The 24,976-nt window shown below is 42.2% G+C and carries 19 protein-coding genes; 11 read left to right on the top strand and 8 right to left on the bottom strand.

The window, feature by feature from the left end:
- Nucleotides 1–195: 195 nt before the first annotated feature.
- Nucleotides 196–831 (top strand): calcium-binding protein, encoded by a 636-nt coding sequence (locus C7H79_RS11460; protein ID WP_106707398.1) that lies wholly within the window; start codon nt 196–198, stop codon nt 829–831.
- A gap of 285 nt (nt 832–1,116) precedes the next feature.
- Here C7H79_RS11460 and C7H79_RS11455 read toward each other — a convergent pair whose 3' ends face one another.
- The 3 genes from C7H79_RS11455 to C7H79_RS11445 form a co-directional block, all read right to left on the bottom strand.
- Nucleotides 1,117–3,381 carry a hypothetical protein gene (locus tag C7H79_RS11455; protein ID WP_242447261.1) on the bottom strand — a complete coding sequence of 755 codons (2,265 nt, stop codon included), beginning with the start codon at nt 3,379–3,381 and terminating at the stop codon, nt 1,117–1,119.
- A gap of 96 nt (nt 3,382–3,477) precedes the next feature.
- Nucleotides 3,478–5,862 (bottom strand): TonB-dependent siderophore receptor, encoded by a 2,385-nt coding sequence (locus C7H79_RS11450; RefSeq protein ID WP_106707397.1) that lies wholly within the window; start codon nt 5,860–5,862, stop codon nt 3,478–3,480.
- Between the two features lie 286 nt (nt 5,863–6,148).
- Nucleotides 6,149–6,388, bottom strand: a complete 240-nt coding sequence (locus C7H79_RS11445) for a (2Fe-2S)-binding protein (RefSeq protein ID WP_106707396.1) — start codon at nt 6,386–6,388, stop codon at nt 6,149–6,151.
- Between the two features lie 310 nt (nt 6,389–6,698).
- Here C7H79_RS11445 and C7H79_RS11440 point away from each other — a divergent pair, with 310 nt between their 5' ends.
- Nucleotides 6,699–8,078 (top strand): L-serine ammonia-lyase, encoded by a 1,380-nt coding sequence (locus C7H79_RS11440; RefSeq protein ID WP_106707395.1) that lies wholly within the window; start codon nt 6,699–6,701, stop codon nt 8,076–8,078.
- A gap of 10 nt (nt 8,079–8,088) precedes the next feature.
- On the opposite strand, the gene C7H79_RS11435 is transcribed toward C7H79_RS11440, so the two are convergent.
- Nucleotides 8,089–9,438 (bottom strand): DUF3422 family protein, encoded by a 1,350-nt coding sequence (locus tag C7H79_RS11435; protein WP_106707394.1) that lies wholly within the window; start codon nt 9,436–9,438, stop codon nt 8,089–8,091.
- A 420-nt stretch (nt 9,439–9,858) separates the two neighbouring features.
- Here C7H79_RS11435 and C7H79_RS11430 point away from each other — a divergent pair, with 420 nt between their 5' ends.
- Nucleotides 9,859–10,317, top strand: a complete 459-nt coding sequence (locus C7H79_RS11430) for a hypothetical protein (RefSeq protein ID WP_106707393.1) — start codon at nt 9,859–9,861, stop codon at nt 10,315–10,317.
- A gap of 85 nt (nt 10,318–10,402) precedes the next feature.
- Here C7H79_RS11430 and C7H79_RS11425 read toward each other — a convergent pair whose 3' ends face one another.
- The 4 genes from C7H79_RS11425 to C7H79_RS11405 form a co-directional block, all read right to left on the bottom strand.
- The gene (locus C7H79_RS11425) at nt 10,403–10,879 is read right to left on the bottom strand and encodes a hotdog fold thioesterase (protein ID WP_106707392.1); all 477 of its coding nucleotides are present in this window, start codon (nt 10,877–10,879) and stop codon (nt 10,403–10,405) included.
- 285 nt (nt 10,880–11,164) lie between these two features.
- Nucleotides 11,165–12,805, bottom strand: a complete 1,641-nt coding sequence (locus tag C7H79_RS11420; protein WP_106707391.1) for a putative bifunctional diguanylate cyclase/phosphodiesterase — start codon at nt 12,803–12,805, stop codon at nt 11,165–11,167.
- Nucleotides 12,806–13,637: 832 nt separating this feature from the next.
- Nucleotides 13,638–13,979, bottom strand: coding sequence for a YraN family protein (locus C7H79_RS11410; protein ID WP_106707389.1), 342 nt, complete (start codon nt 13,977–13,979; stop codon nt 13,638–13,640).
- On the bottom strand, nt 13,966–15,084 hold the full coding sequence (locus C7H79_RS11405) for a penicillin-binding protein activator (RefSeq protein WP_106707388.1): 1,119 nt from the start codon (nt 15,082–15,084) through the stop codon (nt 13,966–13,968). The genes C7H79_RS11410 and C7H79_RS11405 overlap by 14 nt, the downstream gene beginning before the upstream one ends.
- 10 nt (nt 15,085–15,094) lie before the next feature.
- On the opposite strand from C7H79_RS11405, the gene rsmI reads away from it, so the two are divergent.
- The 8 genes from rsmI (at nt 15,095) to C7H79_RS11370 (ending at nt 24,797) form a co-directional block, all read left to right on the top strand.
- Complete coding sequence (gene rsmI / locus C7H79_RS11400; RefSeq protein ID WP_106707387.1) at nt 15,095–15,940, top strand: 16S rRNA (cytidine(1402)-2'-O)-methyltransferase; 846 nt, start codon at nt 15,095–15,097, stop codon at nt 15,938–15,940.
- A 63-nt stretch (nt 15,941–16,003) separates the two neighbouring features.
- Nucleotides 16,004–17,041 (top strand): dihydroorotase, encoded by a 1,038-nt coding sequence (gene pyrC / locus C7H79_RS11395; RefSeq protein WP_106707386.1) that lies wholly within the window; start codon nt 16,004–16,006, stop codon nt 17,039–17,041.
- 703 nt (nt 17,042–17,744) lie between these two features.
- Nucleotides 17,745–17,924 carry an ATP-binding protein gene (locus tag C7H79_RS19730; protein ID WP_508278634.1) on the top strand — a complete coding sequence of 60 codons (180 nt, stop codon included), beginning with the start codon at nt 17,745–17,747 and terminating at the stop codon, nt 17,922–17,924.
- Between the two features lie 229 nt (nt 17,925–18,153).
- Entirely contained in the window at nt 18,154–18,408 is a 255-nt protein-coding gene (locus C7H79_RS11385) for an efflux RND transporter permease subunit (protein WP_242447260.1), read from the top strand.
- A 41-nt stretch (nt 18,409–18,449) separates the two neighbouring features.
- Nucleotides 18,450–18,614, top strand: a complete 165-nt coding sequence (locus C7H79_RS17980) for a hypothetical protein (protein ID WP_172592423.1) — start codon at nt 18,450–18,452, stop codon at nt 18,612–18,614.
- 42 nt (nt 18,615–18,656) lie between these two features.
- Nucleotides 18,657–20,111, top strand: a complete 1,455-nt coding sequence (locus C7H79_RS11380) for an efflux RND transporter periplasmic adaptor subunit (protein ID WP_197714630.1) — start codon at nt 18,657–18,659, stop codon at nt 20,109–20,111.
- 23 nt (nt 20,112–20,134) lie between these two features.
- The gene (locus tag C7H79_RS11375) at nt 20,135–23,377 is read left to right on the top strand and encodes an efflux RND transporter permease subunit (RefSeq protein WP_106707385.1); all 3,243 of its coding nucleotides are present in this window, start codon (nt 20,135–20,137) and stop codon (nt 23,375–23,377) included.
- Nucleotides 23,346–24,797 (top strand): TolC family protein, encoded by a 1,452-nt coding sequence (locus C7H79_RS11370; RefSeq protein ID WP_197714629.1) that lies wholly within the window; start codon nt 23,346–23,348, stop codon nt 24,795–24,797. The genes C7H79_RS11375 and C7H79_RS11370 overlap by 32 nt, the downstream gene beginning before the upstream one ends.
- The last annotated feature ends 179 nt before the right edge of the window (nt 24,798–24,976 follow it).

Here is a 24,976-nt window from a genome sequence, read left to right as displayed (position 1 = left end):
GCCACCCGAGATTCGGGATTTGATTTTAATTGCAATCACCTTACTTACACTATTCCATCAATTGAATGAAGCGTATCAATGATTGCATTTTAACCAATATTCACTATAATAGGAATCATTCTCATTATTGTTTGATTAATGAGACATTAATTATAAACCACATCAACTCGCTGCAAGCTATTAGGAGATAATATTATGTCAGTAACTACAACCGCTCGCCCCAATCTGGGCTCTGGATCAGTCAAGTTTATTGATGGCGTTCCATTTGAAGGCATTGGATCTTCTGGGTTTGACGAGAATGATTTGCTGATTATCGGTGATGAACAGGATAATATTTTGACAGGTGGTTCAGGCAATGATGAAATTGAGGGCGGTGCAGGCAACGATACCATTAAAGAAGGTCCTGGTAATGGCATATTAAGGGGTGGTGACGGTGACGATATCCTGGATGGACAGGAAGGCACCGAACTATTATTTGGTGGCAATGGTAACGATATATTACTTGCAGGAGGTAGCATCTCTGTAGGTAAAGATAAACAGCACGGAGACTTTGACAGACTCAACGGTGGTGCTGGCAATGACACCTTTGGTTTTTATGGGGTTGGAAATTTTCAGATTGCTGATTTCAAAATAGGCGAAGACCGCCTGTTCTTTGATTCCGAGAAACTAGGAATCAATTCAGTTCCCGAATTGGTTTCATATATCACTAACATCGAAGACAACGGGGATAGCGGCTTTACAGCTGAATTTGTTGGTGGTGCAGCATATATTGAACTGGTTGGCGTCAATTTCCATTCAATTACTGCAGATATGGTTGTCTTTACACTATAGCCATAAAAATAAAAAAGCCGCATCACCAATTGGTGATGCGGCTTTTTTTCGATGCCAGCACAACCCCTTCATCCTTAGTTTACCGATAGATTAAAAGCCCCGCCATCCCAATGCAATTCATCCGTACAAACTCAGATTACCTGAGCAGAATGCGAATTTAGTATCACCGTTAACTCTGCCAGATATGATGTGCTTTGAATAGTTTTAATTCTAATACAATACTTGCTGCAAACAGAACAAAATAAGCCTTACCGCGGACACTTCTGCGATAAGGCTCTTTTACTGCTAGATTAGCTCATTCTCATAATCTGCGACCACTTCATTGATGATTGAACGAACAGCAATTGCTCGATTTATATCATCCGTTTGAATCGCCAGTTTCAAATCTCTGATTCCATTCTCAAGCTTTACACGATGCAATGTATCTAGCCGTAACTCGAGGTCAGGAAGAAAGATATTGGCATATAATGAAAGTCTTTCTGCTGCTAATAAGGCTTGATTTTTATTGGCAACAAAGTTTGCTTCAATTTGACCGATGCTTCTTTTCAATTGACCCACAATGCCTTTATTGATGTCGCTGACGATGTCATTAGCAACTATATTGGCTAACTCGCCTGTCAATTGAGCTTTGATGCGACTACTACCAACTGGATTGTCCTGAGCGACAAATCCTTCTACGGTACGGTAAAAATATTCCGCTTCAATCTGCTCTTCCCTGGCTTCATCAATGTCATCATTTCTATGAGAAATTATGCCTTCTAGTTCGCGCAATACTCCGATCAGAAAGCTTCTTACCAGAGGAATGACAATATTTTCACGCGCCAAAGCCAGAACCACGCCATCATCTGCATTCGCTTTATTAATAGCTTGTTTACCTTGAACAAATGCCAGCATTATCTGGTAGTCCAGATCGGGATCTCTACCGGTTGTAATGGTTTGCAAATCCAGCGAGAGAATTTTGTCCTCTTTGTCTGTTGTTTGTGCAATGGCCGAGTAGGCAGCATAAGCTCTATCCCATTCCAGGGTTAATTCATCAGTGGATAGATTACTAAATTGATCCGCCGTTAACGTTACGCGGTTGTAGACAACTAGCGCAAACATTTTCTGCAATGATTTATCCATAACTTGCAGAGCCAAAGCCACTTGATCGCCATTCTTTACTTGATCAATTGCTCCCGAAACGTCTTGATCAATCGACAATCCATATACCTGATCAACAATCTGTGTAAGTTGTTGCAAATCTCCCGCATACTTCGAAGCAATTGCAGCAGCGTCAATAGGAATCTGGTTTCGCAAATCTCCGATAGCCTGATAGTTTGTTACAGCATTTTCTACAATGGCAGTGTGATTGGTTATCTCATATTTGGCACGATATAATTCACCTTCATACTTCTCCAGAATCGCTGAAATTGCATCGCGAGCTGCCGTTGATTTTGATGCACTCAGCTCATTACTTGCGGTCAGCAAATTCTCCAGTCCACTTTCCAGATTACTGCGATCTGCGCCACCTAATCGTAACTCCAGATCGGGCAACAAGATTCTTGCAAAATATTTCGCACCGGCAGCTTCAGCCATCGCGCTGGCGCGGTTCTGACCAGCAATCGCTTTTTCTTGACCGCTCATCTCGCCCAACACTCGGGCTATAATGCCAACACTTAACTCGCTTACAATTTCATCGGCCACAATGCGCGATGGATTTCCGGTCAACTGAGCTTTAATAGACAAATTACCAGCGGGATTTCCTCTTGCTACCAGAGGCTCAATAATACGATAGAAAATCTCTCCTTCTTTTTGCTCTTTACGGGTTTCATCCAAGTCTGTGCTTCGATGTTCAATCACGCCCGCTACTTCACGCAATACTGCTATGTAATAAGCCCGGGCAAGCGACATCCGAATCGCATAACGCGCGACTTGCACAGCAATCAAATCCTCGTCCGGGTTGCTTTTATTCAAGGCTGTTCGCACACTCGAGAAAGAATTTGTAATCTCAACGTCCAATCCCGGATTGCTTCCTGCCTCGATCGCTTGTCGATCAGCAGTCAGGATCTGATTCTCTCTGGCAACTGTTCCTGTAATTGCTTGAAATGAAGCTTCTGCCTCATTGAGCATTTGGGTAAGCGCTTCAGTTGTTCCAGCATCAAATTGATCGCGAATCGTGGAAATTCGATTCCAAATAATTTGGTAAAAAACTCGTTGCAAGGTTTTATCGATAACCTGTCCTGCTAAGGTGGGTTCCTTGCCATCTTTGATGTCGTTAATAGCCCCTTGGATATCATTGTTCAGTTCCAGAAAATTAGTCTCATCAATTTCCTGCACAAGTGCTTGCAAATCCCCTACATAAGTAGCAGCGATAGCATCGCCATTCATTGGCGTTTCTCCGCGCAAGGCTTTTATTGCCTGGAAAGCAGTTACACCTGACTGAATTGTCGCAGCATTCGAGGTGGTCGCTGCGATTGCACTCATATTGCTTATAGACAAGGCTATTACTATCAAACTCATCATCAATGATCTTTCCATTACGATCATGATTTTTTTTGATAAATACATCATTAAGGGTTCCTTATTAAATTAATCAACACAATACGAACAGCAATGATAATCATTATTATTTACTTAATCAATTAAAATGACATTAAAACTTTATTTTTAGAAATTAGCAATTAAGCTGGCGCGGATAGCAATCGGAGAACCGGGTGTGATATTGTTATTGTTATGTACAGAAGAAAAGTACTTGGTATCAAATAAGTTTTCAATATTCAACTGTCCCCGAAACCGTTTGGTGAATTGCGCGAATAATGCCGCATCGACCCTTGTAAAATCAGGAATTCTCACCGCGTTATCGGCCGAAGCAAACATTTCTCCGCGATAAATTACTCCAAACGCGGCTCCTATTTTAGGGGTAATATCGTATCGGTTCCAAGCAGAAAAAGTATGTCGAGGAAGCTCCCCTACCGTCGCTCCCTTTTTTGCCACTCCCGGTATTTCACTGGTAAATTGACCCGTTTGAAATGCATATCCACCCATTACGCTCCAATTTGAAGTCAACTGACCATTGAGACTGACTTCAACCCCCTCTGTGCGTTGCCCCTTGGCTAGAAAAGTTCGGGTCGAATCGTTTGGATCAGCCGTAATCACATTGGTCCGATCAAGTTGGTAGACAGCGGCGGTTAGTGCCAGATCAGGGCGAATATCCCACTTAATTCCAGTCTCCAGCGTTGTAAATTTTTCCGGCTTAAGCGTATCGACTGTCACATTTAAAGATGTCAGTTGATCACCCGCACGCGGAACATAAGCCTGACTATAACTGGCATAAAATGAAACCGGCTCAATAGGTTTATAAATAATTCCGAAACGCGGCGCAAGCAATCCGTCATTCGTTTTCAGGTGCGTTTTATCTGCATTTCTTTGCTGAAAATCTACCTGAAACATATCGTAACGGACCCCTGCAATCATTTGCAACTGAGGCAGTAACTCTATCTGATCCTGAACATACAACGATGTGACGTTGACCACACTACGATTATGCGCGTCGGTATCTCTCGTCAAAAAACCCACAGGTGCATTTGTAGTCGGGTTACTTAAAGGCACACGCAAATTGACTTGCGACTGATCATTGTTAAAAAAACCGTTTCTTCGTTGATTATGGGTTTCCTGACGCCCCACCTCGACACCTGCCATCAATGTATGTGAGATTGGACCAGTGCTGAGTGAATAGAGCAGATTGGTCTGATTAAAAACATTTTCACGCGATGTTACGTTGTTATATGCACCGAGCGATATTAGCCCGGCAAAAACCTGACTGTTGGCGAAGATATTCTGATAAAACTTATCATATGTCGTATAGTTCGTCCGGTTTTGCAGCGTAACTCCGGAATCAAATTTATGTTCGATGAAAGAATTGAATGACAATACATCAATCTTTGCATTGCTACGCTTCGGATCGCCAAAAAATTGTGATTCATGTACATTCACTGGGCGCCCTAAAAAAGAAGGAATGCCTCGATCAGCGGTGCGGTCATCGTGAAAGCGCTCCATTCCTGCTACTATCTTAGTACGGTGTGTTGGTTTGATCGTAATAGTCGGAGATATTCCAAGACGTTCCATACTGACACCGTCGCGAAAACTGCCGGCGTCTTCGAACAAGGCATTCAAACGAACGGCAGCCACATCATTAATGACATAACCAACATCAGCCGTCATTCTTTTCTGATTAAATGAACCACCCTGAAAAGTGAATTCCCGGGCAGAATCCCAGTTGGCCTGCTTCGAAACACGGTTGACCACACCACCAGATCCGCCACGCCCAAAAATCATACCGTTAGCACCTTTGAGCACCTCAACGCGCTCAATATTATATAAATCGCGGAAGAACTCGGCATCATCGCGTATGCCATCAATAAAAAAATCCCCTGTCGAACGATTGCCACGAAACACCAATGCATCACGATTGCCCTCTCCTTGCGATACGCCGACACCTGGCACATAACGAACTGCATCACCCAAGCTACGGATTGATTGATCTTTAATCAATTCATTCGTTATCACAGAGATGGCTTGTGGAACATCGCGCAGCAATGTATTGGTTTTTGTTGCTGTATTGGTACTTGTCGCGGCATAACGGCCAGCATTGTTGGCAGTAACTTGAATTGAGGGCAAAGTAACTACCGCTTCAGCGCCTGATGTAATTGGCTGCACAGCAATGGCATAGCCGTCAGCTTGCTCAACGACTCGCAAGCCAGAATTTTCGAGCAATTGATCCAGAGCCGCTTGAATTTCATAATCACCATTAAGGCCAAAAGTGACTTTTCCCTGTAGCAAAGCAGGATCAGCAGTCAACTTGATATCCGACTGCTTCACAAACTGATTAATAGCATCTTGCAAAGTGCCGGCCGGAATACTGAAGGTGCGTACAGTTGAAGGGGTATTTATCGATTCTGCGAGACAAATTGATGGAAGGAAAATTAGCGTCAAACCGAAATAAAACAATATTGCATAAAAACAAGCAGACCTAGCAATCCCGCGGATAATCATAATAAATTAAGGCACAAATATTTTTGTTGTTTTAAGCAAGAGTTCTGTGGCATTTTTATAACATAAATATTGCCACAAAATAATGAATAAGTATCACGCAAGGAAAATAAAAAGCTAATATAGGCTCTTCATTAATTTAATTTGGATTTGAGCGAGACTAATCAGGACATCCATAAAATAGAAAGGATTGAACATTCATCACAAAGAATCCTCTAGGACAACAGCGCAAAAATGCCTCATCTTTCAGCACACATTAATCCTGTAAATACCAATCATTCTGCACACTCTAAGCAGCATTTGTACACATGCAGACGGATTGACTTGCAAAAGACTGAGGAACTAAATCTTGCATCTGGGATTTCTGTTCCAGCGTTTGGTCCAGCACTTGTTTAACATGGCAGGCGCACAAGCCACACTGCTCCGTAACACCAAGGCAAGATTTTAAATCCCGCATCCGATCAGCACCATGGTATATTGCTTCCTGCAATGCTCTTTCTGTTATTCCTTTGCAAATACATACATACATATCGAATACCCTGCGATCTAAGATTAGGTTAAATTTTTTGTCAAACAAAAACAGAGATCAAAGAATTATTAATAATGAGAATGATTCTTAATTATACTTAATTAATCATAAAAAGCAACTTATTTCGGCGCGCACCGAGCAATAAATAGTTGAACATTCCTTGTTCAACTTCTGCCGTCAATAAATATTTGTTGAGTCAGCGCAAGACATATAGGATACTAGCTGGATGTTGATTTTAAGCGCATAAAATTCTACTAATCAACACCTGAATCTTCTATAGTAAATAACCCTAATTTTCACAGGTAAGGTAATGTTCATTAGTGTTCTTGATCTTTTCAAAATAGGTATTGGGCCATCCAGCTCACATACGATGGGTCCCATGGTTGCAGCTAAGGATTTTCGTGATCGTATACAGGCTTATATTTCCGACCATACCATGCCAACCTTCACGCAAGTCCGCTGCACTTTACGTGGATCTTTAGCCTTCACTGGTAAGGGTCATGCAACTGATCGGGCAGTAACTTTAGGCATGCATGAATACACTCCAAAAGGTTTGGCTGAACTGAATGTCAACGAATTATTTGAACAACTTTGGCAACAAACAACGATTCAGATCAGCGAATCTATAAAAATTCACTTCAACCCGGCAGAAGATATTATTTTCGATCGTGGAGAACCTCTTCCAGAACATCCGAACGGCATGATTTTTCAGTTGCTGGATGAAACCGGCAAGACTCTGTTAACTGAAACCTATTTCTCGATTGGTGGTGGCTTTATCACTACATTGCCGGAAATCGGTAACCTGGTAGCGCCGATTAAAATAGAAACAACCAACACTTGTGGCTTTCCTTTCGATTCAGCCAATCAAATGATGAAAATGTCGGCCGATAGCAAATTATCGATAGCCGCCATGAAACGCATCAATGAGTTGGAGCGTCTCGATGAAACCAAACTCAATGAAGGGTTGGACGCAATCTGGAATGCAATGCGAACTTGCCTCGAAAATGGCCTTATCGCCGAAGGTCGACTGCCTGGCGGCCTAAATATTAAACGACGTGCTCATGCGCTGCATCAACAATTACAAGACAATCCGAAGAAAGGCAACTTAAATGACTGGCTGTGCGCATATGCCATGGCAGTCAATGAGGAGAATGCGGCCGGACATATGGTAGTTACCGCTCCTACTAATGGCGCGGCTGGCGTGATACCGGCCGTCATTTACTATGCAGTAAAACATGAAGGCGCAACTCTGGAACAAGTACGGGATTTCCTGTTGGTGGCTGGTGCGATTGGCGGACTAATCAAGCACAATAGTTCGATTTCCGGTGCGGAAGTTGGATGCCAGGGCGAAGTAGGATCAGCTTCAGCCATGGCAGCGGCAGCCTTATGCGCTATAAAAGGTGGCACTACTCAGCAAATTGAAAATGCTGCAGAAATCGCACTGGAACATCACTTAGGCATGACTTGCGATCCAGTGGGTAGCCTGGTTCAAGTGCCATGCATAGAACGTAACGGGTTTGGTGCCATTAAGGCATATACCGCAGCATCGTTGGCAATTCGTGGCGATGGACAGCACTTTATGTCATTAGACAATTGCATCAGCGCAATGAAACAAACCGGACTTGAGATGTCAGTAAAACATAAGGAAACTTCACTGGGCGGTTTAGCGGTCAGCATCACGGAATGTTAATCAATCATCATCAATCCCTTTGCAACCTGCTGACCATATTACGAATTCCTCTAACTACTAAGAAAACCCCAAGCACCACAATTGGAATCGCAATACCGGTCACCAGCTCTACATTGATATCATGCCCCGCTGACTTAACGGCTTTTAATCCATAACCAATGATCCCCAGTAGATAATAACTCAATACAACAACAGACAAACCTTCAACCGTTTCTTGCATACGCAGCTGTATTCGCGCCCGATTATCCATGGATTTAAGCAAATCATGAATCTGCGCTTCCATGGATAAGTCAACTCGTGTGCGTAATAATGCTGATGCCCGCCCCAGGCGCATCGAAAGTGTTTCCAATTTGGTATGAACCAACTCACACGTTCCCATTGCCGACGACAAACGCTGAATCATAAATTCTTGTAGCATTTGCAGTCCTTCAATCCGTTCTTCTCGCAACTCGGCAATGCGTAACTTCACAATATTATAATAAGCCCGAGATGCATTAAAACGATGACTGGTTTGTGCGGATAAACGTTCTGTCTCTGCTGCCAATAGTGTTAATTCATTTAGCAAACGTTGCTCATCTTCAATACTGGACAAATTTACATTGTTAGCAGTCAATCCGGCTAAGCGTTGATCCGCACGAGCCAATTGTGGAATAATTCTACGCGTGATGGGCAAAGGCAGCATCGCCAACATGCGATAAGTTTCGATTTCAAGAAGTCGCTGCACCAAACGCCCAACTTGACGACTTCGTAGATTTTCATCATGAATTAAGATACGTCCGAAATTATCATAGTGGATCTGATTATCACTCCATACACTTGCAGCACCTCCGGCCACATTGGAGCCGATCACGGCTCCGGAAGCAAATAGCGTTGATAATTCATGTAAGCTGCGCTTGGGTCGTGAACGGTCCTCTAAGGCAATATGTGTTGCCACCAGCAACTCACCGGGCAAACTGATCAACCACTCCTGCGGCACATATGAAATCGCGGGAGACTCGAACGGAATACTAAATGGTTTAGCCCGATAAACGGTATACGTCGAGTATTCAGTATGCCGTTCCCATCTAAGTCGAAATTCTCCAAAATTCGCGCTAAAATCATTTTCATGTGTATTAGGCGGATTTATGCCATAACGAACACATAACTCGCTGATCAATTTACGTTCCTGCTCAATCCACCCACGCTCAGACAGCAGAACCAGATGAGAGAGCTCAAAAGGAGGCGCCAAGAACTCATACGCCACCGCATTCAATTCGGCATGAAGTTCTTGCCTTTCAGGGTATTCGGGAAAATTCAGTGGCTGTTCTATTGCACACACATTGGATTCAACGCATGATAATTGTGAAGTAAATTGATTCATAATTGATTTGATTAGATTCACCAGCTTGCAGCATACCTAACTTATCTTACGAAGAAAAAATATTTTATGAACAAATATGTTTCTCAACGTAACCTAAGCCGCTGCAGCATATTTCTGCAGGTCAATAGCGAAAATCTTATCATAATAAATTTTTGATAAAAAAAATCAACGTTCAATGAACGTTGATCGATTAATTCTCAGTTAGGCAAAACGCAGTCTAGCACAGGAGGTGTGAAGTATTTGTAATAACAAATAAGCGATTAAAGATCACGTATCAACGACTATTACTATCGTTAATATGCATAAAAACCAATGAGTACATTTTTAGTGATGATCTGTGTATCATAAGCTGCAGTATTTTAGATTTCTTTTGGAAACCAATTTTTATTACTAACAAACCAGATCAATACAGGAAAAATTATGGGTGCTATTTTCTTTTATATTTTTATTTATTTTGTGGGATATTACGGCTCTAATGTCTTGAATATGTTAACGGTTCGACCGATTATTACAAACCGCTATATAGCGGCGTTATTGCCTGTATACGGCGTTGCATTTACGCACGCTTATGTAATCGTCAGCAGTCCACTTCCTCAAGGAGCGGATATGACTGTCGAGTATGCATTGCTCGTGTTCATCACTTTACCAGTTGTTGTAGTGACATTGGGTGCAGTGTATTTCATGTGGAATAGTAAAGTTAAACAAGATGGAGAATCGGATGAGAATGGGTTAGATAATGCAAGCAAACCTTCAGAAATTCATAGCGATGAACCTTCCGATCAATCTACAGAAACGCAATCTGAAGTTAACTCAATTGCAGAAGAAAAAGCTACCGACAAAGATGTAGAACACACCAGCAATAGCAATCAAAAAAGTTAGTTTGTGACATCATAAAAACTCTCGTGTAAAAATACATAGTCTCACAGTCTAAGGCTGAGAGACTGATATTTTCTGAATTTACGATTTATGATGGTCTGTCAACAGTTATGTGCTCTTTTTGTGCACTCAGTGTACCTTGCTCGATAATTGCCAATGTCAATCGTGAGATTGCCACACGCTTGCCAGTATCTTCTTCAACAATATCAGTTTGCCAAACTTGAGTACGCCTACCGGTATGTAACGGGGTGCAAATACCGACAACATGACCTTTGGTAACTGCCCGGATATGGTTGATATTTAGTTCCAGTCCGACTGCACGGTATTGCTCGGGATTTATTGTCATCCAGCCGGATACACTACCCAAAGTCTCAGATAGCACACAACTCGCACCACCATGCAATATACCGAATGGCTGTGTCGTACGTTTATCGACCGGCATACGCGCTTTCAAGAAATCCGAACCTAATTCAATAAACTGAATGCCAATATGTTCTCCCATATTGGCATTCCGCAAACCTTCAAGGTACTCAATAGTGTACTCTTTAAACCAAATCTTATTCATTGAATATTCCTATTTATTCTTTTGATAATGGATAAAGCTGAATGCTGCAGAATCTCTTTGGTATGCAAGCATATAAAAATCCAAATAAGCGCTCTTAACAAGAACGAGAACCACCAATCACATTCGCATTTATTCCTCTCACACTAGCGAACTATAACTAACTTTCCTGCGGACTGAATTATATAATCTACTGACGAGCTTCTGCGCACTTGATAATAGTAAAATTAAGTGACTGATATGGTTTGATATGAAAAACAATTGCAGATTATTTTTTTGACTTTTAAATCATGCCAGATATTTCTCTTTGAAATCCTCTGAATGTACAGGCTTGCCGGTGAGGTATCCTTGAACCAAATTACAACCTTCCTGTTTCAGGAATCCTAATTGCGCATCATTTTCTACACCTTCAGCTACTACCAGCAAATTCAGCCCTTCCGCCAAACTCAGAATGGTACCAATAATTGCCATATCTTCGGCACTATTAATCACATCATCCACGAAAGATTTGTCGATTTTCAATACTGATAAAGGAAATTTTTTCAAATAGGCTAATGATGAATAACCAGTCCCAAAATCATCAATAGCAATTTTTACACCTGCTGTATGCAATTGAGTAAGAATTTCCCCCGATCGCTGTGGGTTATCCATCAAGACGCCCTCCGTGATCTCCAACATCAGGTTGTGCGGCAGCAATCCAGATTCACTGAGCACTATATTAATCATTTCTAGAAAATCTTCCTGAACAAATTGACGTGGTGATACATTTACCGAAATATAAAAATCTTTAAGGCCAGCTTCTTGCCATTGTTTTGCTTGATTGCATGCACTCCGCAAGGCCCATGCTCCAAGCGTCTTGATTAAGCCGCTATTTTCCGCTAAAGGAATAAATTTAATCGGTGGAATAAAGCCCTGATTTGGAATTTGCCAACGCATCAGAGCTTCTGCCCCTCTTAGCTGACCGGTTTGTGTACAAAAAATTGGTTGATAATGTAACATAAATTCATTATTCTCAATTCCCTGATACATTGCTGATTCCAATGACAAATTGCTTCTCTCGCCATCATCAACCTGATTGCTGAAAATTTTCCAGTAATTCTTACCTTGTGTTTTCGCTCTGTACATCGCTATTTCGGCATATCGATACAAATGTGAAGCACTGTCTCCATGCTCCGGGTACATGGATATACCCAGACTTGCATTAATGTGCAGTGTATGCTCAGAGACCCGAAAGGGCTGTTGTAATGCTGCCAATACTTTTCTTGCAATCAATTCGATATTATTCTGCCCTACTCCCATTATTATTATGAAAAACTCATCGTCACCAACCCGTGCAACCGTATCGCTCCGCCGTACACTATTTTGCAATCGATTCGCTACGTCTTTGATTAATTCATCACCAATGCTGTGTCCCAGCAAGTCATTAATCTTTCTATATCCATCCAAACTTATGTCCATCAATGAAAAAATACTCTTCTCTCGTTGTGCAGTTTGAATATTCATGCTGATACGATCATCAAGCAATACCTTCCCAGGCAGTCCTGTCAATGTGTCATGTGTAGAGAAATAAACCAGTTGAGTTTCATTTTCCTTCCAGTGTGTCGCATCAAACGCAACAACAATATACTCATCGTCCAGCCATCGATGAATGTAGCAATCAACCCACACGGGTAATACGCGTTGGCGTAACAGGCGACAGATAAGAGTCTGTTTCTCACCACTTTGCTTTGCTTTTTCCTGAGCATCCGAGAAGGCGATCATATCTTCAGATTGAATATAGGTTTCAATAGACTCTTGGTGCAAATCTGCGGATACTTGCAAAAATGACTGTGACGATTTAGACGCTTGCTGAATAATTCCTTGCACATTAATGCACACGGCAAAATCGCATATATCTGAAAGTAAATTGAAAGAAGCGCGTGAACTCACAAGAAAGAACTCCCTTTAGATCGATAACAAGATTTTTCTGAAAACTATTTTGCAAATACTCGTGGCTAGCACATATATTTACTCCAACACCAGTCTTATATTTTTCTCAAAATTGCTTTAGAGAGTTTGTCGGCATTGAACATTACGGCTTAACAAGCCGACTTCTTGAGTTCGGGAGATACCCATTTTTGATGTACGACTAAGTAGACAGCCGTGTAATGTGGTGATAGCAACCTATCAAGCTATGAAAATCCGCTAATTGAAATAATGCACGGAGATGAACAGACTGCTGACTGCAACTATTGTTATGTTCAAATAGAACTGAACACTTTGCTTAGTTCATTTTCAAATTCAATTGCGACATATCACCCATGGTTATAGTAGTGCGTTGAGCATTGTAGGAATCGATACATGCATATGCAGATTCTCTAGCTTGAGAAAATACCCGTCAGCCACTCACCTTTAAGCCACTGATGAATCGTTCGGCAGGAGGACAAAACGCCAAATGAGTTCTTACTTCGACACCCCGCCTACAATGCAAACTTCAGTGCAGGCATTAATCTCAAGATTCTCACTTAAGATATGGGAAAAACTGCCCAATCAGGTGAAACCACTTCATTGTGAAAAAGTACCAGCTATAAGTATGATGAGTGAAAGCACTTTGAGTCTGTATAACGCCGCAGTAACAGTGCAAATCTTTTTTCAATAGTCTATTGGCTAGCAAAACCGGACTACTATCAAAGTAATCCCATAATAAACTCTGCATCAAGCAATCTTTCTTGAAAGATTGCTTGATGTTTTTCTTGTTAACAAAAATCGTTTTCTGCTCTATTTATTCGCCAAACACATCTCTGAGCCACTCGATTTTCTGTCCACTACTACCGGACAACAGCAACGCATCAAATCGGCAAGGTGATTCGAAGTTGTTAAATACAGTCAGATAATGTCGTGCAGTACGTACTATTTTTGCTTGTTTCGTAGCGGTAATACTTGCAGCAGCACCGCCATATCTATCGTTTGTGCGCATACGCACTTCAACGAAAACCAGCGTTACTCCATCGCGCATAATCAGGTCGATTTCTCCAAAACGGCAACGATAGTTTTGCGCAACCAAAACCAAATGTTGCTGTTGCAGATACGATACGGCTATTTGTTCAGCTTCACTGCCCTTCATCTTCCGTAATATTCTTCAACGTCGTTATGAGTTGAACTTTGCCATTCACAAATTGAGCTGCAACAAGTTCACGTACAAATTGATTAGGTGGCTCGAAACGAATTTGCCCGGTAACACCATCAATAGAAATTGCAGCAATTGGCTGAGGCAACATCAAATTTGCCAATAATCGGAAAGCGTCAATACCTAACGCATATAGACGCTCCATATCAATACTCTTAGCTGCACTGGTATGACGATAAGCCATAACAGCGGGATGATCGGGTTGCAATATCCAAGGCATATCAAGAAATTGAATGCCATTGAGATCGTTATTGAGCAAGAAATTGTCAGTCCCAGAAAAGATCTGAGATGTGGCATACACAGGTACTTCTGGATCAAGATAGGAGCGTAGCAAGCGCGATTTTACTGCGTCTAGAGCAAGAAAAACCAGGTGATTACTACCCGCAGTCAAATTACGAAATTGTTGTAGCATAGCTGGATTATCCGCATACAGAAATAATTCGGATGTTTTATCAATTTCGTTTTGCCATCGCAACGTAAAAGCATTCTGAAGTCGCTTGGATAAGGGACTGTCATCACCGATGATAATGGCATGATTTCTGCCACTTGATAGCGCTAACTCAGCGAGTTGATTCGCCTCAGATTCCATTTGCAAACCAAAAAAATACAGTTTAGGCGGCAAAGACGTATTACTGTCCGCTGTATTCAATGCTAAAGTGGGAACACTGGAAAAATGACTAGAAGCCACAGCTGATACACCATCACGCGTGAGGGGACCGACGATGAATATTGCACCAGCACTCAGTGCCTGATAATAAGTAATCAAAATATCGAGAGGGTCGTCTGTTGTGGAATATAATCGAATGATCGCTGGAAGTGGTTCTCCACGTTGTGTGGCAGCCACAAAACCCTCTTTCACAATATTAGCAGCTTCACCAAATGAAGCTGATTCAAAAGGTAGTAATAGCGCAATATGGGGTACTGGGGTAGATTCAGGTAAACTTCCCACTTGATCTTGCTCATTGAGATCCAGCGCCATTGATGAGAAGCTAATGCTGAACAACAGGATTACCCCTAGGGTAATGGTAAAGAAACGTTGCATAGTGAGGATTATGCTGGGTAAAAGTACATTATATGTGGTTGCCACACCAATAGGAAATATAAACGATATCAGCTTACGAGCCCTAGATATTCTGGCTAAAGTGGATGTGGTCGCAGCTGAACATCCACAAGTCTCTCGACATTTATTAACAACACACTCAATATCTACAAAACTAATTAGTCTACATCAACACAATGAAACGATTGTTGCTAACAAGGTTTTAGCACTATTGGATAGCGGAAAAAATGTTGCTTTAGTAACTGATGCAGGCACTCCAGGCATTTCTGATCCAGGTGCAATTCTTGTTCAACGCGTTCGTGCACAAGGATACGCAATTAACCCCATTCCCGGCGCAAATGCAGCGATTTGCGCCTTATCAGCCAGCGGCATTATAAATCCACATTTTCTATTTTATGGCTTCTTACCAACTAAAACTGGATTGCGCAAGCGTGCACTTATCGAATTAAAACCACAACTGTGTACATTAATATTTTATGAAGCACCTCATCGAATTTTAGAATCCATAGCTGATATGGTGGAGGTTTTCGGTCCTCAGCGTGAGCTAACCATTGCCCGTGAATTAACTAAATTATTTGAAACTATTCATGCAGGCACTTTGGAAGAAGTTTTTTCCTGGTTACAAGCGGATACTCATCAGCAAAAAGGCGAGTTTGTTTTATTGTTGTCCGGAGCAGAAACTATGGATAAATACGTAATCAGCGAACAGGCAAAGCATACATTAAAATGCTTACTGATTGAACTCCCGTTAAAACAGGCAGTTAAGCTAGCGACAGAAATCACTGGCGAAAACAAAAATTCGCTCTATCAACTGGCACTTCAGTTAAAAACCACATGATAATTTAAGTAGTTTATAGCGCTTACGCTATAATTCCGTTCTTATATTGATGGCTGATAAACCTTGACCAGCATAACTATTACCCGTCCAGATGATTGGCACTTGCATTTGCGTGACAACGAGCAATTACGCAGTGTATTGCCGCATACTGCAAAACAGTTTGCACGTGCAATTATTATGCCTAACCTTAGGCCACCGATTGTAACAACTGACATGGCCTTGACTTATCGCGCCCGAATACAGGCTGCATTATCTGGAACCTTGCATAGCGGCTTCAAACCATTAATGACACTGTATTTGACTGACAATACATTGCCCTCAGAAATCATTCGAGCAAAAGAAAGTGAAGCGGTACAGGGAATAAAACTGTATCCGGCCGGTGCAACCACGAATTCGGATGGCGGAGTAACCGATATCACCAAATGCTATGCTGCATTGGAAACAATGGAACAAATTAATATGCCATTGCTAGTGCACGGCGAAGTAACGGATGCCAATGTAGATGTATTTGACAAGGAAAAAATTTTTATCGATAAGATTCTTGCACCTTTAATACAACGTTTCCCAAACTTACGCATCATATTGGAGCATATCACTACAAGTGACGCGGTAACGTTTGTAAAAGAAGCCTCCAAATATATTGCAGCCACGATTACGGCACATCACTTATTGCTGAATCGTAATGCGCTTTTTCAAGGGGGCATCCGGCCACACCACTTCTGCTTACCCGTATTGAAGCGCGAAATTCATCGTCAAGCAGTGCTGAACGCTGCGATCAGCGGTAATCCGAAATTTTTTCTTGGCACTGACAGCGCTCCGCACGCGCAAGGAAATAAAGAAAGCAACTGTGGTTGCGCTGGTATTTTTACAGCTCATGCCGCTATTGAGTTATACGCAACAGTATTTGAGCAAGCCGATGCGCTTGATAAACTGGAAGCTTTTGCTAGTTTTTACGGTGCGGATTTCTATCAATTGCCTCGTAACAACAGCTATATCACACTAAAAAAAGAACACTGGATTGTTCCAGAGGAATTTGAATTTGCAAATGAAAAATTGATTCCTCTTTTTGCCGGAGAGAATTTAACCTGGAAAATTAGATAGTTATCAAGAAATACTTTTGCACACCGCAGTAAATCCGGATATTCTGAGGAATCAATAACCATAGTCTTCACGTCTCTGCTGCAAAAAATAATCAAATTAGTGCATTATTTATTTTCTCAGAGTACTTCTCACTGACCGATTTCAAATCGACGCCGTTATCAGGACGATATAATTTAAGGCTGTATCCGGGGTACTGCAAATACGAGATCAGTTATCGTGAACTGGATGAAATGATGCTGGAGCGAAGATTTGAAGTGGACCTCACGACGCCCTATCGTTGGGTTCAGCATTAATGCGCCGTAAATGGAAAAACGGTTGCGGTGGCTCTGGAAGCCGATGATGAGCTACAGCTGGCGTGTAGATGAATCTTATGTGAGAGCCTAAGAGAAGTGGAAGTATTTGTCCGGACCCTTGATAAGCGCGCCTACACGATTGATTTTTATCCCTCTCCACCCGTAATATGAAAGCAGCCAAGGGGTTTCTAGGAAAAGTGCTCAAATCCATGAAGCCTTAGGTACATCCGCAGACGATCAAAGGATTCTCGAACTTATGTGCATGTTCAAAAAAGACAGACGGATGCATGGAAATAAGATCAGGGTTTCATAGAAGAAATCCGTCTTATTGAGAGACAATTCGATATTTACATTACACAATCCAATATATCAGACATTTACTCTGATCACCGCTATTTTTTTGCAACAGAATCCTTTTTGATCGTATCACTCATCATTGTGACATCCTAGAAACAGGCAATGATTCTTACCGATTCAATCACCGAAAAAAATGTATAAAAACCAATTCGCCAACTAATCTAGGCGGAAACTTTTCGGCGCTGACACCTGGAAAGCTTTCAATGCTGATTGACAGCTTAACATTCTGTTAACAAATGTTTAACTTCTTATTGATACTCACGGCTTAAAATGTCCAAAAACACTTAACTCAAGTTTAACATTCAGCTTCGAAGAAGCGACTATCAAGGCAGAAGTAAAGTAGTTTATGCGGCTTAGGCAACTGTTTTGTATTGTAAAGATTTGCAACAGAATTGCCTCCTCCTTACGTGCAGTATTACAGGTAAATTAATTTTTTACCGAAGATATAAGAGGAAACATAGTATGAACCAGATAGTACTTATTGCGTTACGGAGACCTTATACCTTCGTGGTTCTTTCAATTCTGATCGTTATTTTTGGAATCAGAGCGATACGGCACGCACCGACAGACGTTTTTCCCGCTATCAAAATTCCTGTGATCTCTGTCGTCTGGGCCTACGCCGGCATGTTGCCGCTGGATGTGTCTGGTCGTATCACTTTTTACTTCGAACGCATGTTGACCTCGATGGTGGAAGGGATCTCGATCCAAACTGCATAGGCATATTAACAAATAATTAACCTATTTAGCAGAAAATTTTCATGCCTGCTGGATTAAAATCTTTACAAGTGATAAATGAGCAACTTTTTACTCTGCGCGAAATGGAGCGACCTCCTGTACCAGAGAATCATATTAACGGGCCAGCAGGCAGTAAAAGTAAAAATGTCATTCCTGTTTCAGGTGGTGCACGTAAACGGGAAAAATAATTAGATGAACGTACGCAAACCGCACAAAGGCAAATGGCTAATATGAATAAGACTGAAAACTCATCTGTTGCAGCCGAATTGTTTGTTGACCCACCCAGTACTGATGTTCCGAACCAGGCTTGTAAACATTCACTCGCTAATACTGAGTTAAATGAATTTTTATATATTTATGAAGAGTTTATTCGCAGCCGTTTTTCAGCAATTAAAAATACTATAAAAACACTTTCTATTTATCAGCACGATCTTGGTTTCGTCACTCACGCGAAGAGTATTGCAATAGATCGGCTGCATTATGAATTGCCTGCCAATTTATTGGAAGACTCCTGGGTAGCTGGTCTAAGAAAGTGCGTTTATTTTTCCTATGCTCAACAAAATGCTTTACCCCCTGACAACCTAAATGATAGAAAAATGATTACTAAATTATCCGTAGTTCTAAGCTTAATCGCCGCTCTGTTTTTGAATGGGTGTAATCATGCAGAACATGAAACGCATCATGAGTTGCCAAAACTTGAGGCAACAACACCGTTCCGTAAAGACGTTTCTTTACCTAGGCAATATGTCGGTCTGATTGAAGCCATTATGCATATTGAAATCCGCGCTTTGGAAAAGGGCTACTTAGAGCGTATTTTTGTGGATGAAGGGCAGTGGATAAAAAAAGGACAGCCCATGTTTGAACTTATGGCCAAAGTTTATCAGGCAGAATTCGAAACAGCGAAAGCTGAAGCGCAATTTGCAAAGATCGAATACCTTAATACCAAAGGTTTGGCTGATGAGAATATCGTATCGCCCAATGAGCTTGCTTTGGCAAAAGCAAAACTAGATAAGGCTAATGCAAAGGTGATGTTAATGCAAACCCGCTTGGGTTTTACCGATATCAGAGCACCTTTTGACGGAATTATGGGTCGTTTTCATGCCAGGATCGGCAGTCTTCTCAATGAAGGCGATTTGCTGACGGAACTATCTGATATCAGACAATTGTGGGTCTATTTCAACGTTCCGGAGGCAGACTACCTGAATTTTAAAATGGAAGAAGGCGACAAACTTGGCGAAGCCGTACAACTAAAAATGGCAAACGGCGAGATTTATGAACACACGGGTGTCATTGAGAGGATTGTAGGTGATTTTGATAACAGTTTCGGCACTATTCAATTTCGTGCCTTATTTCCTAACCCGGACAAAATTCTCAGACATGATGAGACAGGAACCATCCTTTTGACCAAGCATTACCCAAATGCCCTAATTATTCCGCAAAAAGCGGTGTTCGAAATCATGGATAAAAACTACGTCTACGTCATCAATGAAGAAGAAAAGCTGGAGCAAAGGCTTATCCATATAGAGGCCGAGATGACAAAACTGTTTCTTATTAAAGAAGGCCTTGATGAAAGCGACAGGGTGTTGCTTGAAGGTATACGAAGAGTTAGTCCTGGAGACAAGGTCAGTATCAATTTAAGACCGCACGAAGAGATTGTCCCGGAGTTAGAGTTGTATACCGAATAACTGTTTAGTTTAAGGATTAAACCATGTTTAGTATCTTTCTTAAAAGGCCAGTGATGGCGATTGTGTTATCACTGATGTTCTTATTTATGGGTTTATTGGCGATGAAATCATTGCCAGTTGCCCAGTTTCCGGATATTGCACCGCCTCGGGTCACGGTTTCGCTATCATTTCCCGGTTCCAGTGCCGAAGTATTGGTCAAATCGTCTTTGATCATCTTAGAGCGTGCTATCAATGGCGTGCCCGGCATGAGGTACATCACTTCGGATGCAACCAGCGCCGGCGAAGCGACCATTCAAGTGTATTTCGATCAAGGCGTTGATCCCAATATTGCGATGGTCAACGTGAAGACGCGTGTGGATCGGATGACGAGCAGGCTGCCAGCACTGATGAACTTGGAAGGCGTGTTCGTGAACTTCGTCCAGCCCAGCATGCTTATGTATGTCAATCTCTTCAGCACGGACAAAAACGCTGATCAGAAACTTTTATATAATTACGCTTGGGTCAATGTCATTCCAGAGATTCAGCGCATTAGTGGAATCGCCCAAGCGAACATACTGGGTGCTCGCCAATATGCGATGCGCATTTGGCTGAACCCGGAGCGGATGCGAGTCTATCATGTCTCGGCAGAAGATGTGATGAATGCCATAGGAGAACAAAGCGTTATCGGACGTCCCGGTCGTCTCGGGCAAAGCACAGGCAAAGCCGCCGAGTCCAAGGAGTATGTGCTGGTCTATAAAGGGCGTTTCAATAAACCGGAAGAATACGAAGACATTGTTATCCGGGCTTCTCCGGAAGGCGAGATTTTGCGCCTAAAGGATATAGCTGAGGTCGAACTGGGTGTTTCGTCTTTCAATATTTACTCTGATAAAGACGGATACCCTTCGGCGTCTATCGTGCTTAAGCAAAATTACAATACTAACGCGCAAGAAGTTATAGCGGAAACGAAGGCAAAACTGGAAGAATTGAAAAAATCCTTCCCGGAGGGTATGGACTACGCAATCAACTATGATGTGTCGCGTTTCGTCGAGGCGTCCATCGAACAAGTGTTACACACCTTGGTAGAAGCCTTCATACTGGTTTCTCTGGTAGTTTTTATTTTTCTTGGCGACTGGCGTTCTACTTTGATCCCCATCCTCGCGGTACCGGTTTCTCTGGTTGGAGCATTCGCCGCTATGTCTGCGTTCGGGCTTTCTATCAACCTTATCACCTTGTTTGCTTTAGTGCTGGCTATTGGTATTGTGGTCGATGATGCCATTGTGGTAGTGGAAGCTGTGCATGCAAAAATGGCCGATTTGCATTGCGGCGCTTATGAAGCTTCTCGAAAAGTATTGGGAGAAATCGGCGGCGCCATTGTAGCGATTACGCTGGTCATGGTATCGGTGTTCATTCCTATTGCATTTATGCCAGGACCGGTTGGGGTGTTCTATCGAGAATTCTCTATCACTATGGCATCGTCGATCATTATTTCAGCAATTGTGGCGCTATCGCTTGCTCCGGTATTGTGTGCCATGATTCTTAAAAATACTCATGGTCAGCCGAAACGAAAAGATCCCATCAGCCTTTTTATCAATGGTTTTAATTTTGTTTTTGAAAAAGTCACCGAGCGTTACACCCGATTGATGAACATCATGGTCACCCGGCGCATTGTCACGCTTTTGATATTGGCCGTGTTTTCCTTCGGTATTTTCGTGGTCAGTAGAATCTTACCTTCCGGCTTTATTCCCGGCGAAGACCAAGGCATGATTTATGCGATTATCCAAACGCCGCCCGGCTCAACCATCGAAGTAACCAACAAAGTGGCACGAGAACTGGAAATGCTAGCTGAAAAAATCGACGGTGTTCAATCAATTTCTTCTCTGGCTGGGTATGAAGTACTCACTGAAGGTCGCGGGTCAAATGCAGGGACCGTTATTATCAATTTGAAAGATTGGTCAGAGCGTGAACATTCTGTAACGGAGATTATTGAAGAGTTGGAAGAAAAAAGTCATGACATGGGTGCGGTCATCGAGTATTTTCAACCTCCGGCGGTGCCGGGGTACGGCGCGGCATCGGGTTTGTCATTTCGCTTGGTAGATAAGACACTAGATACAGACTACTATCAATTCGATGAACTTACCAAAAAGTACATGAAAGCATTGCGCGAACGTAAAGAGCTGACCGGTTTGTTTACTTTTTATGCGGCCAATTATCCACAATACGAACTGGTCATCGACAATGTGCTTGCCATGCAAAAAGGGGTTACAGTCAAAGATGTGATGGATCAGCTGAGCATCATGATCGCCAGTACCTATGAATACGGCTTTATCCGTTTCAATAACTTTTTTAAAGTATATCTTCAAACATTGCCGGAATTTCGGCGTAGCCCCGAGGAAGTGCTGAAATTATTTGTGAAAAATGATAAAGGTGAAATGGTACCGTTATCCGCCTTCACGACCATGGTGAAAAAGCAGGGACCCAATGAGCTCATGCGTTTTAACCTCTATAACTCGGCAGCAATTCGCGCTGAACCCGCAAAAGGTTACACCACCGGCGACGCCATCAATACAGTCCTGGAAGTCGCAGAAGAGATCCTGCCAAAAGGTTTTGACATTGCCTGGGAGGGCTTATCATATGACGAAGCCCGCCGGGGCAACGAAGCAGTGGCAATTTTCTTTGTCGTTATCTTGTTTGTCTACTTGGTGCTGGCCGCGCAATACGAAAGTTTTCTTTTACCCTTGGTCGTAATACTTTCTCTGCCTCCCGGTATTTTTGGTGCTTTCCTTTTATTAAATGAATTAGGGCTCGCCAATGATGTGTATTCACAACTGGGGATGGTGATGTTAGTTGGTTTACTCGGGAAAAATGCAGTATTGATTGTCGAATTTGCGTCCCAGAAGCAAGCCCAAGGCATGACGGTTATGCAGGCAGCGATTGCGGGTGCACAAACGCGTTTCCGGCCGATTTTGATGACGTCATTTGCTTTCATAGCTGGGTTGGTACCCTTGGCGATGGCCACGGGAGCGGGGGCAATCGGCAACAGGACAATTGGTACCTCAGCGCTGGGTGGGATGATTTTCGGTACCGTGTTTGGTGTCATCATTATTCCAGGGCTTTATTATATATTTGCAAAAATAGCCGAAGGTAGAAAATTAATTAAGGATGAAGACCTTGAACCCTTAACCGAGAATTATAAATATGGCCCTTCAGATGAGATTAAAGATGAAGACATTGGCCCCTTAACCGAGACTTATGACTATGTCCCTCCAAAAAATGAGATCAAAGACTAAAATATTTCAGATTATTGCTTCAAGCGCGTTGGTACTTACGCTGCAAGCCTGCATACCTGATTCACTCATCAAAAAAGAGGACACACATCTTCCTACTGTTTTTAAAGAAGGTGTTTCGGATGAGGACAATGCGGCAAATATTAAATGGGAAGATTTTTTTAGTGACCCTAATTTAGTAAGTTTGCTGGATATAGCTGTTGAAAATAATAAAGAAATTAATATCATGATGCAGCGTATCAATATTGCACGGAATGAAATTCAAGCACGCCGAGGCCAATACTTGCCATTTGTAAATATTGGTGGTGGTGCAGGCAAGGAAAGAGTCGGCGAGTTTACACGCTTTGGCGCTGTTGAAAAAAATCTGCCAGTAAGGGAAGGCCGGCATTTTCCTAGGTACGTGGGGGATTATCACTTTGGGCTGTTTTCAACCTGGGAGATAGATATATGGAAAAAGTTGAGGAATGCTAAGCAGGCCGCTGTTTTTGAGTATATGGCTTCAGAAGAAGGTAAAAATTTTTTAGTGACTAACCTAGTCGCTGAAATTGCCCATTCGTATTATGAACTGCTTTCCTTGGACAACCAGCTTAACAATTTAGAGTTAAATATTAGTATTCAGCAAAATGCTCTGAAGATGGTCAGGCGTCTGCAAGAGTACGCAAGAGCAAGTACACTTCCCATCAAACGCTATGAAGCAGAAGTGGCAAAAAACAAAAGTAAACTATACCAAATTAATCAGAGCATTACTGTTGTTGAAAATCGGATAAATTTTTTGTTAGGGAGGACGCCGCAACCCATCCAGCGTGCATCTGGTAGTTTTATGGAGTTCAAACCCTTCATGCTTAAGACAGGCATTCCGTCAGAATTGCTGCAAAATAGGCCTGATATTAGGCAAGCAGAGCTTGAGCTATCGGCGGCGGCATTAAATATAGAGGTGGCCAGGGCTAACTTCTATCCCTCCTTTGGCATAAGGGCTGGAATAGGATTTGAAGCTTTTGCAGTTAGGTATCTGATCAATACTCCAGAGTCATTGGCGGCCATGATCGCGGGAGACTTAGTGGCTCCATTGGTCAATAGGAATGCCATCGAGGCGGAATATAAAAATGCCAATTCCAGGCAGATTCAGGCAGCTTATGAGTATGAGCAAAGAATTATCAGAGCTTATACTGAAGTAGCGAATCAAGTTTCAAATATCAATAACCTCGACAAAAGCTATCAGCTTAAGTCAGAGCAAGTTGAAGCGCTCAGCAAATCAATTGATATCGCTAACAATCTATTCAAATCTGCTCGTACGGACTACCTGGACGTGCTGTTGGCACAAAGGGAGACCTTGGATGCCAAAGCGGATCTAATTGAAATGAAACAAAAGCAAATTGACGCAATGGTGGATCTTTATAGATCACTTGGTGGAGGATGGCAGTGAGCCTGTCCTGTACGAAACGCTATATTTGAGCAACAACGGGTAAATTGATAGTCCATGACAGTGTGATTTCCAGTGATAGTTTTTCAAGTACAGCAGTTTTTCGTTGGAACTGGAGGGTGTCCTAAATTTTGTGTAAACGGCGGTTAATAGTGCCGAGGCATTCTTTCTTTAAATTGGAT

Source organism: Nitrosomonas supralitoralis, from assembly GCF_003011925.2.
GTDB lineage: Bacteria > Pseudomonadota > Gammaproteobacteria > Burkholderiales > Nitrosomonadaceae > Nitrosomonas > Nitrosomonas supralitoralis.
This window is presented reverse-complemented; position numbering and strand designations above follow the sequence as displayed.

What these genes read in the sequence shown, in the direction of transcription:
- C7H79_RS11460 (WP_106707398.1), top strand. Translation starts at nt 196, where the DNA reads ATGTCAGTAACTACAACCGCTCGCCCCAATCTGGGCTCTGGATCAGTC.
- C7H79_RS11455 (WP_242447261.1), bottom strand. Translation starts at nt 3,381, where the DNA reads ATGATGTATTTATCAAAAAAAATCATGATCGTAATGGAAAGATCATTG.
- C7H79_RS11450 (WP_106707397.1), bottom strand. Translation starts at nt 5,862, where the DNA reads ATGATTATCCGCGGGATTGCTAGGTCTGCTTGTTTTTATGCAATATTG.
- C7H79_RS11445 (WP_106707396.1), bottom strand. Translation starts at nt 6,388, where the DNA reads ATGTATGTATGTATTTGCAAAGGAATAACAGAAAGAGCATTGCAGGAA.
- C7H79_RS11440 (WP_106707395.1), top strand. Translation starts at nt 6,699, where the DNA reads ATGTTCATTAGTGTTCTTGATCTTTTCAAAATAGGTATTGGGCCATCC.
- C7H79_RS11435 (WP_106707394.1), bottom strand. Translation starts at nt 9,438, where the DNA reads ATGAATCAATTTACTTCACAATTATCATGCGTTGAATCCAATGTGTGT.
- C7H79_RS11430 (WP_106707393.1), top strand. Translation starts at nt 9,859, where the DNA reads ATGGGTGCTATTTTCTTTTATATTTTTATTTATTTTGTGGGATATTAC.
- C7H79_RS11425 (WP_106707392.1), bottom strand. Translation starts at nt 10,879, where the DNA reads ATGAATAAGATTTGGTTTAAAGAGTACACTATTGAGTACCTTGAAGGT.
- C7H79_RS11410 (WP_106707389.1), bottom strand. Translation starts at nt 13,979, where the DNA reads ATGAAGGGCAGTGAAGCTGAACAAATAGCCGTATCGTATCTGCAACAG.
- C7H79_RS11405 (WP_106707388.1), bottom strand. Translation starts at nt 15,084, where the DNA reads ATGCAACGTTTCTTTACCATTACCCTAGGGGTAATCCTGTTGTTCAGC.
- rsmI (WP_106707387.1), top strand. Translation starts at nt 15,095, where the DNA reads ATGCTGGGTAAAAGTACATTATATGTGGTTGCCACACCAATAGGAAAT.
- C7H79_RS11385 (WP_242447260.1), top strand. Translation starts at nt 18,154, where the DNA reads ATGAACCAGATAGTACTTATTGCGTTACGGAGACCTTATACCTTCGTG.
- C7H79_RS17980 (WP_172592423.1), top strand. Translation starts at nt 18,450, where the DNA reads ATGCCTGCTGGATTAAAATCTTTACAAGTGATAAATGAGCAACTTTTT.
- C7H79_RS11380 (WP_197714630.1), top strand. Translation starts at nt 18,657, where the DNA reads ATGAATAAGACTGAAAACTCATCTGTTGCAGCCGAATTGTTTGTTGAC.
- C7H79_RS11375 (WP_106707385.1), top strand. Translation starts at nt 20,135, where the DNA reads ATGTTTAGTATCTTTCTTAAAAGGCCAGTGATGGCGATTGTGTTATCA.
- C7H79_RS11370 (WP_197714629.1), top strand. Translation starts at nt 23,346, where the DNA reads ATGTCCCTCCAAAAAATGAGATCAAAGACTAAAATATTTCAGATTATT.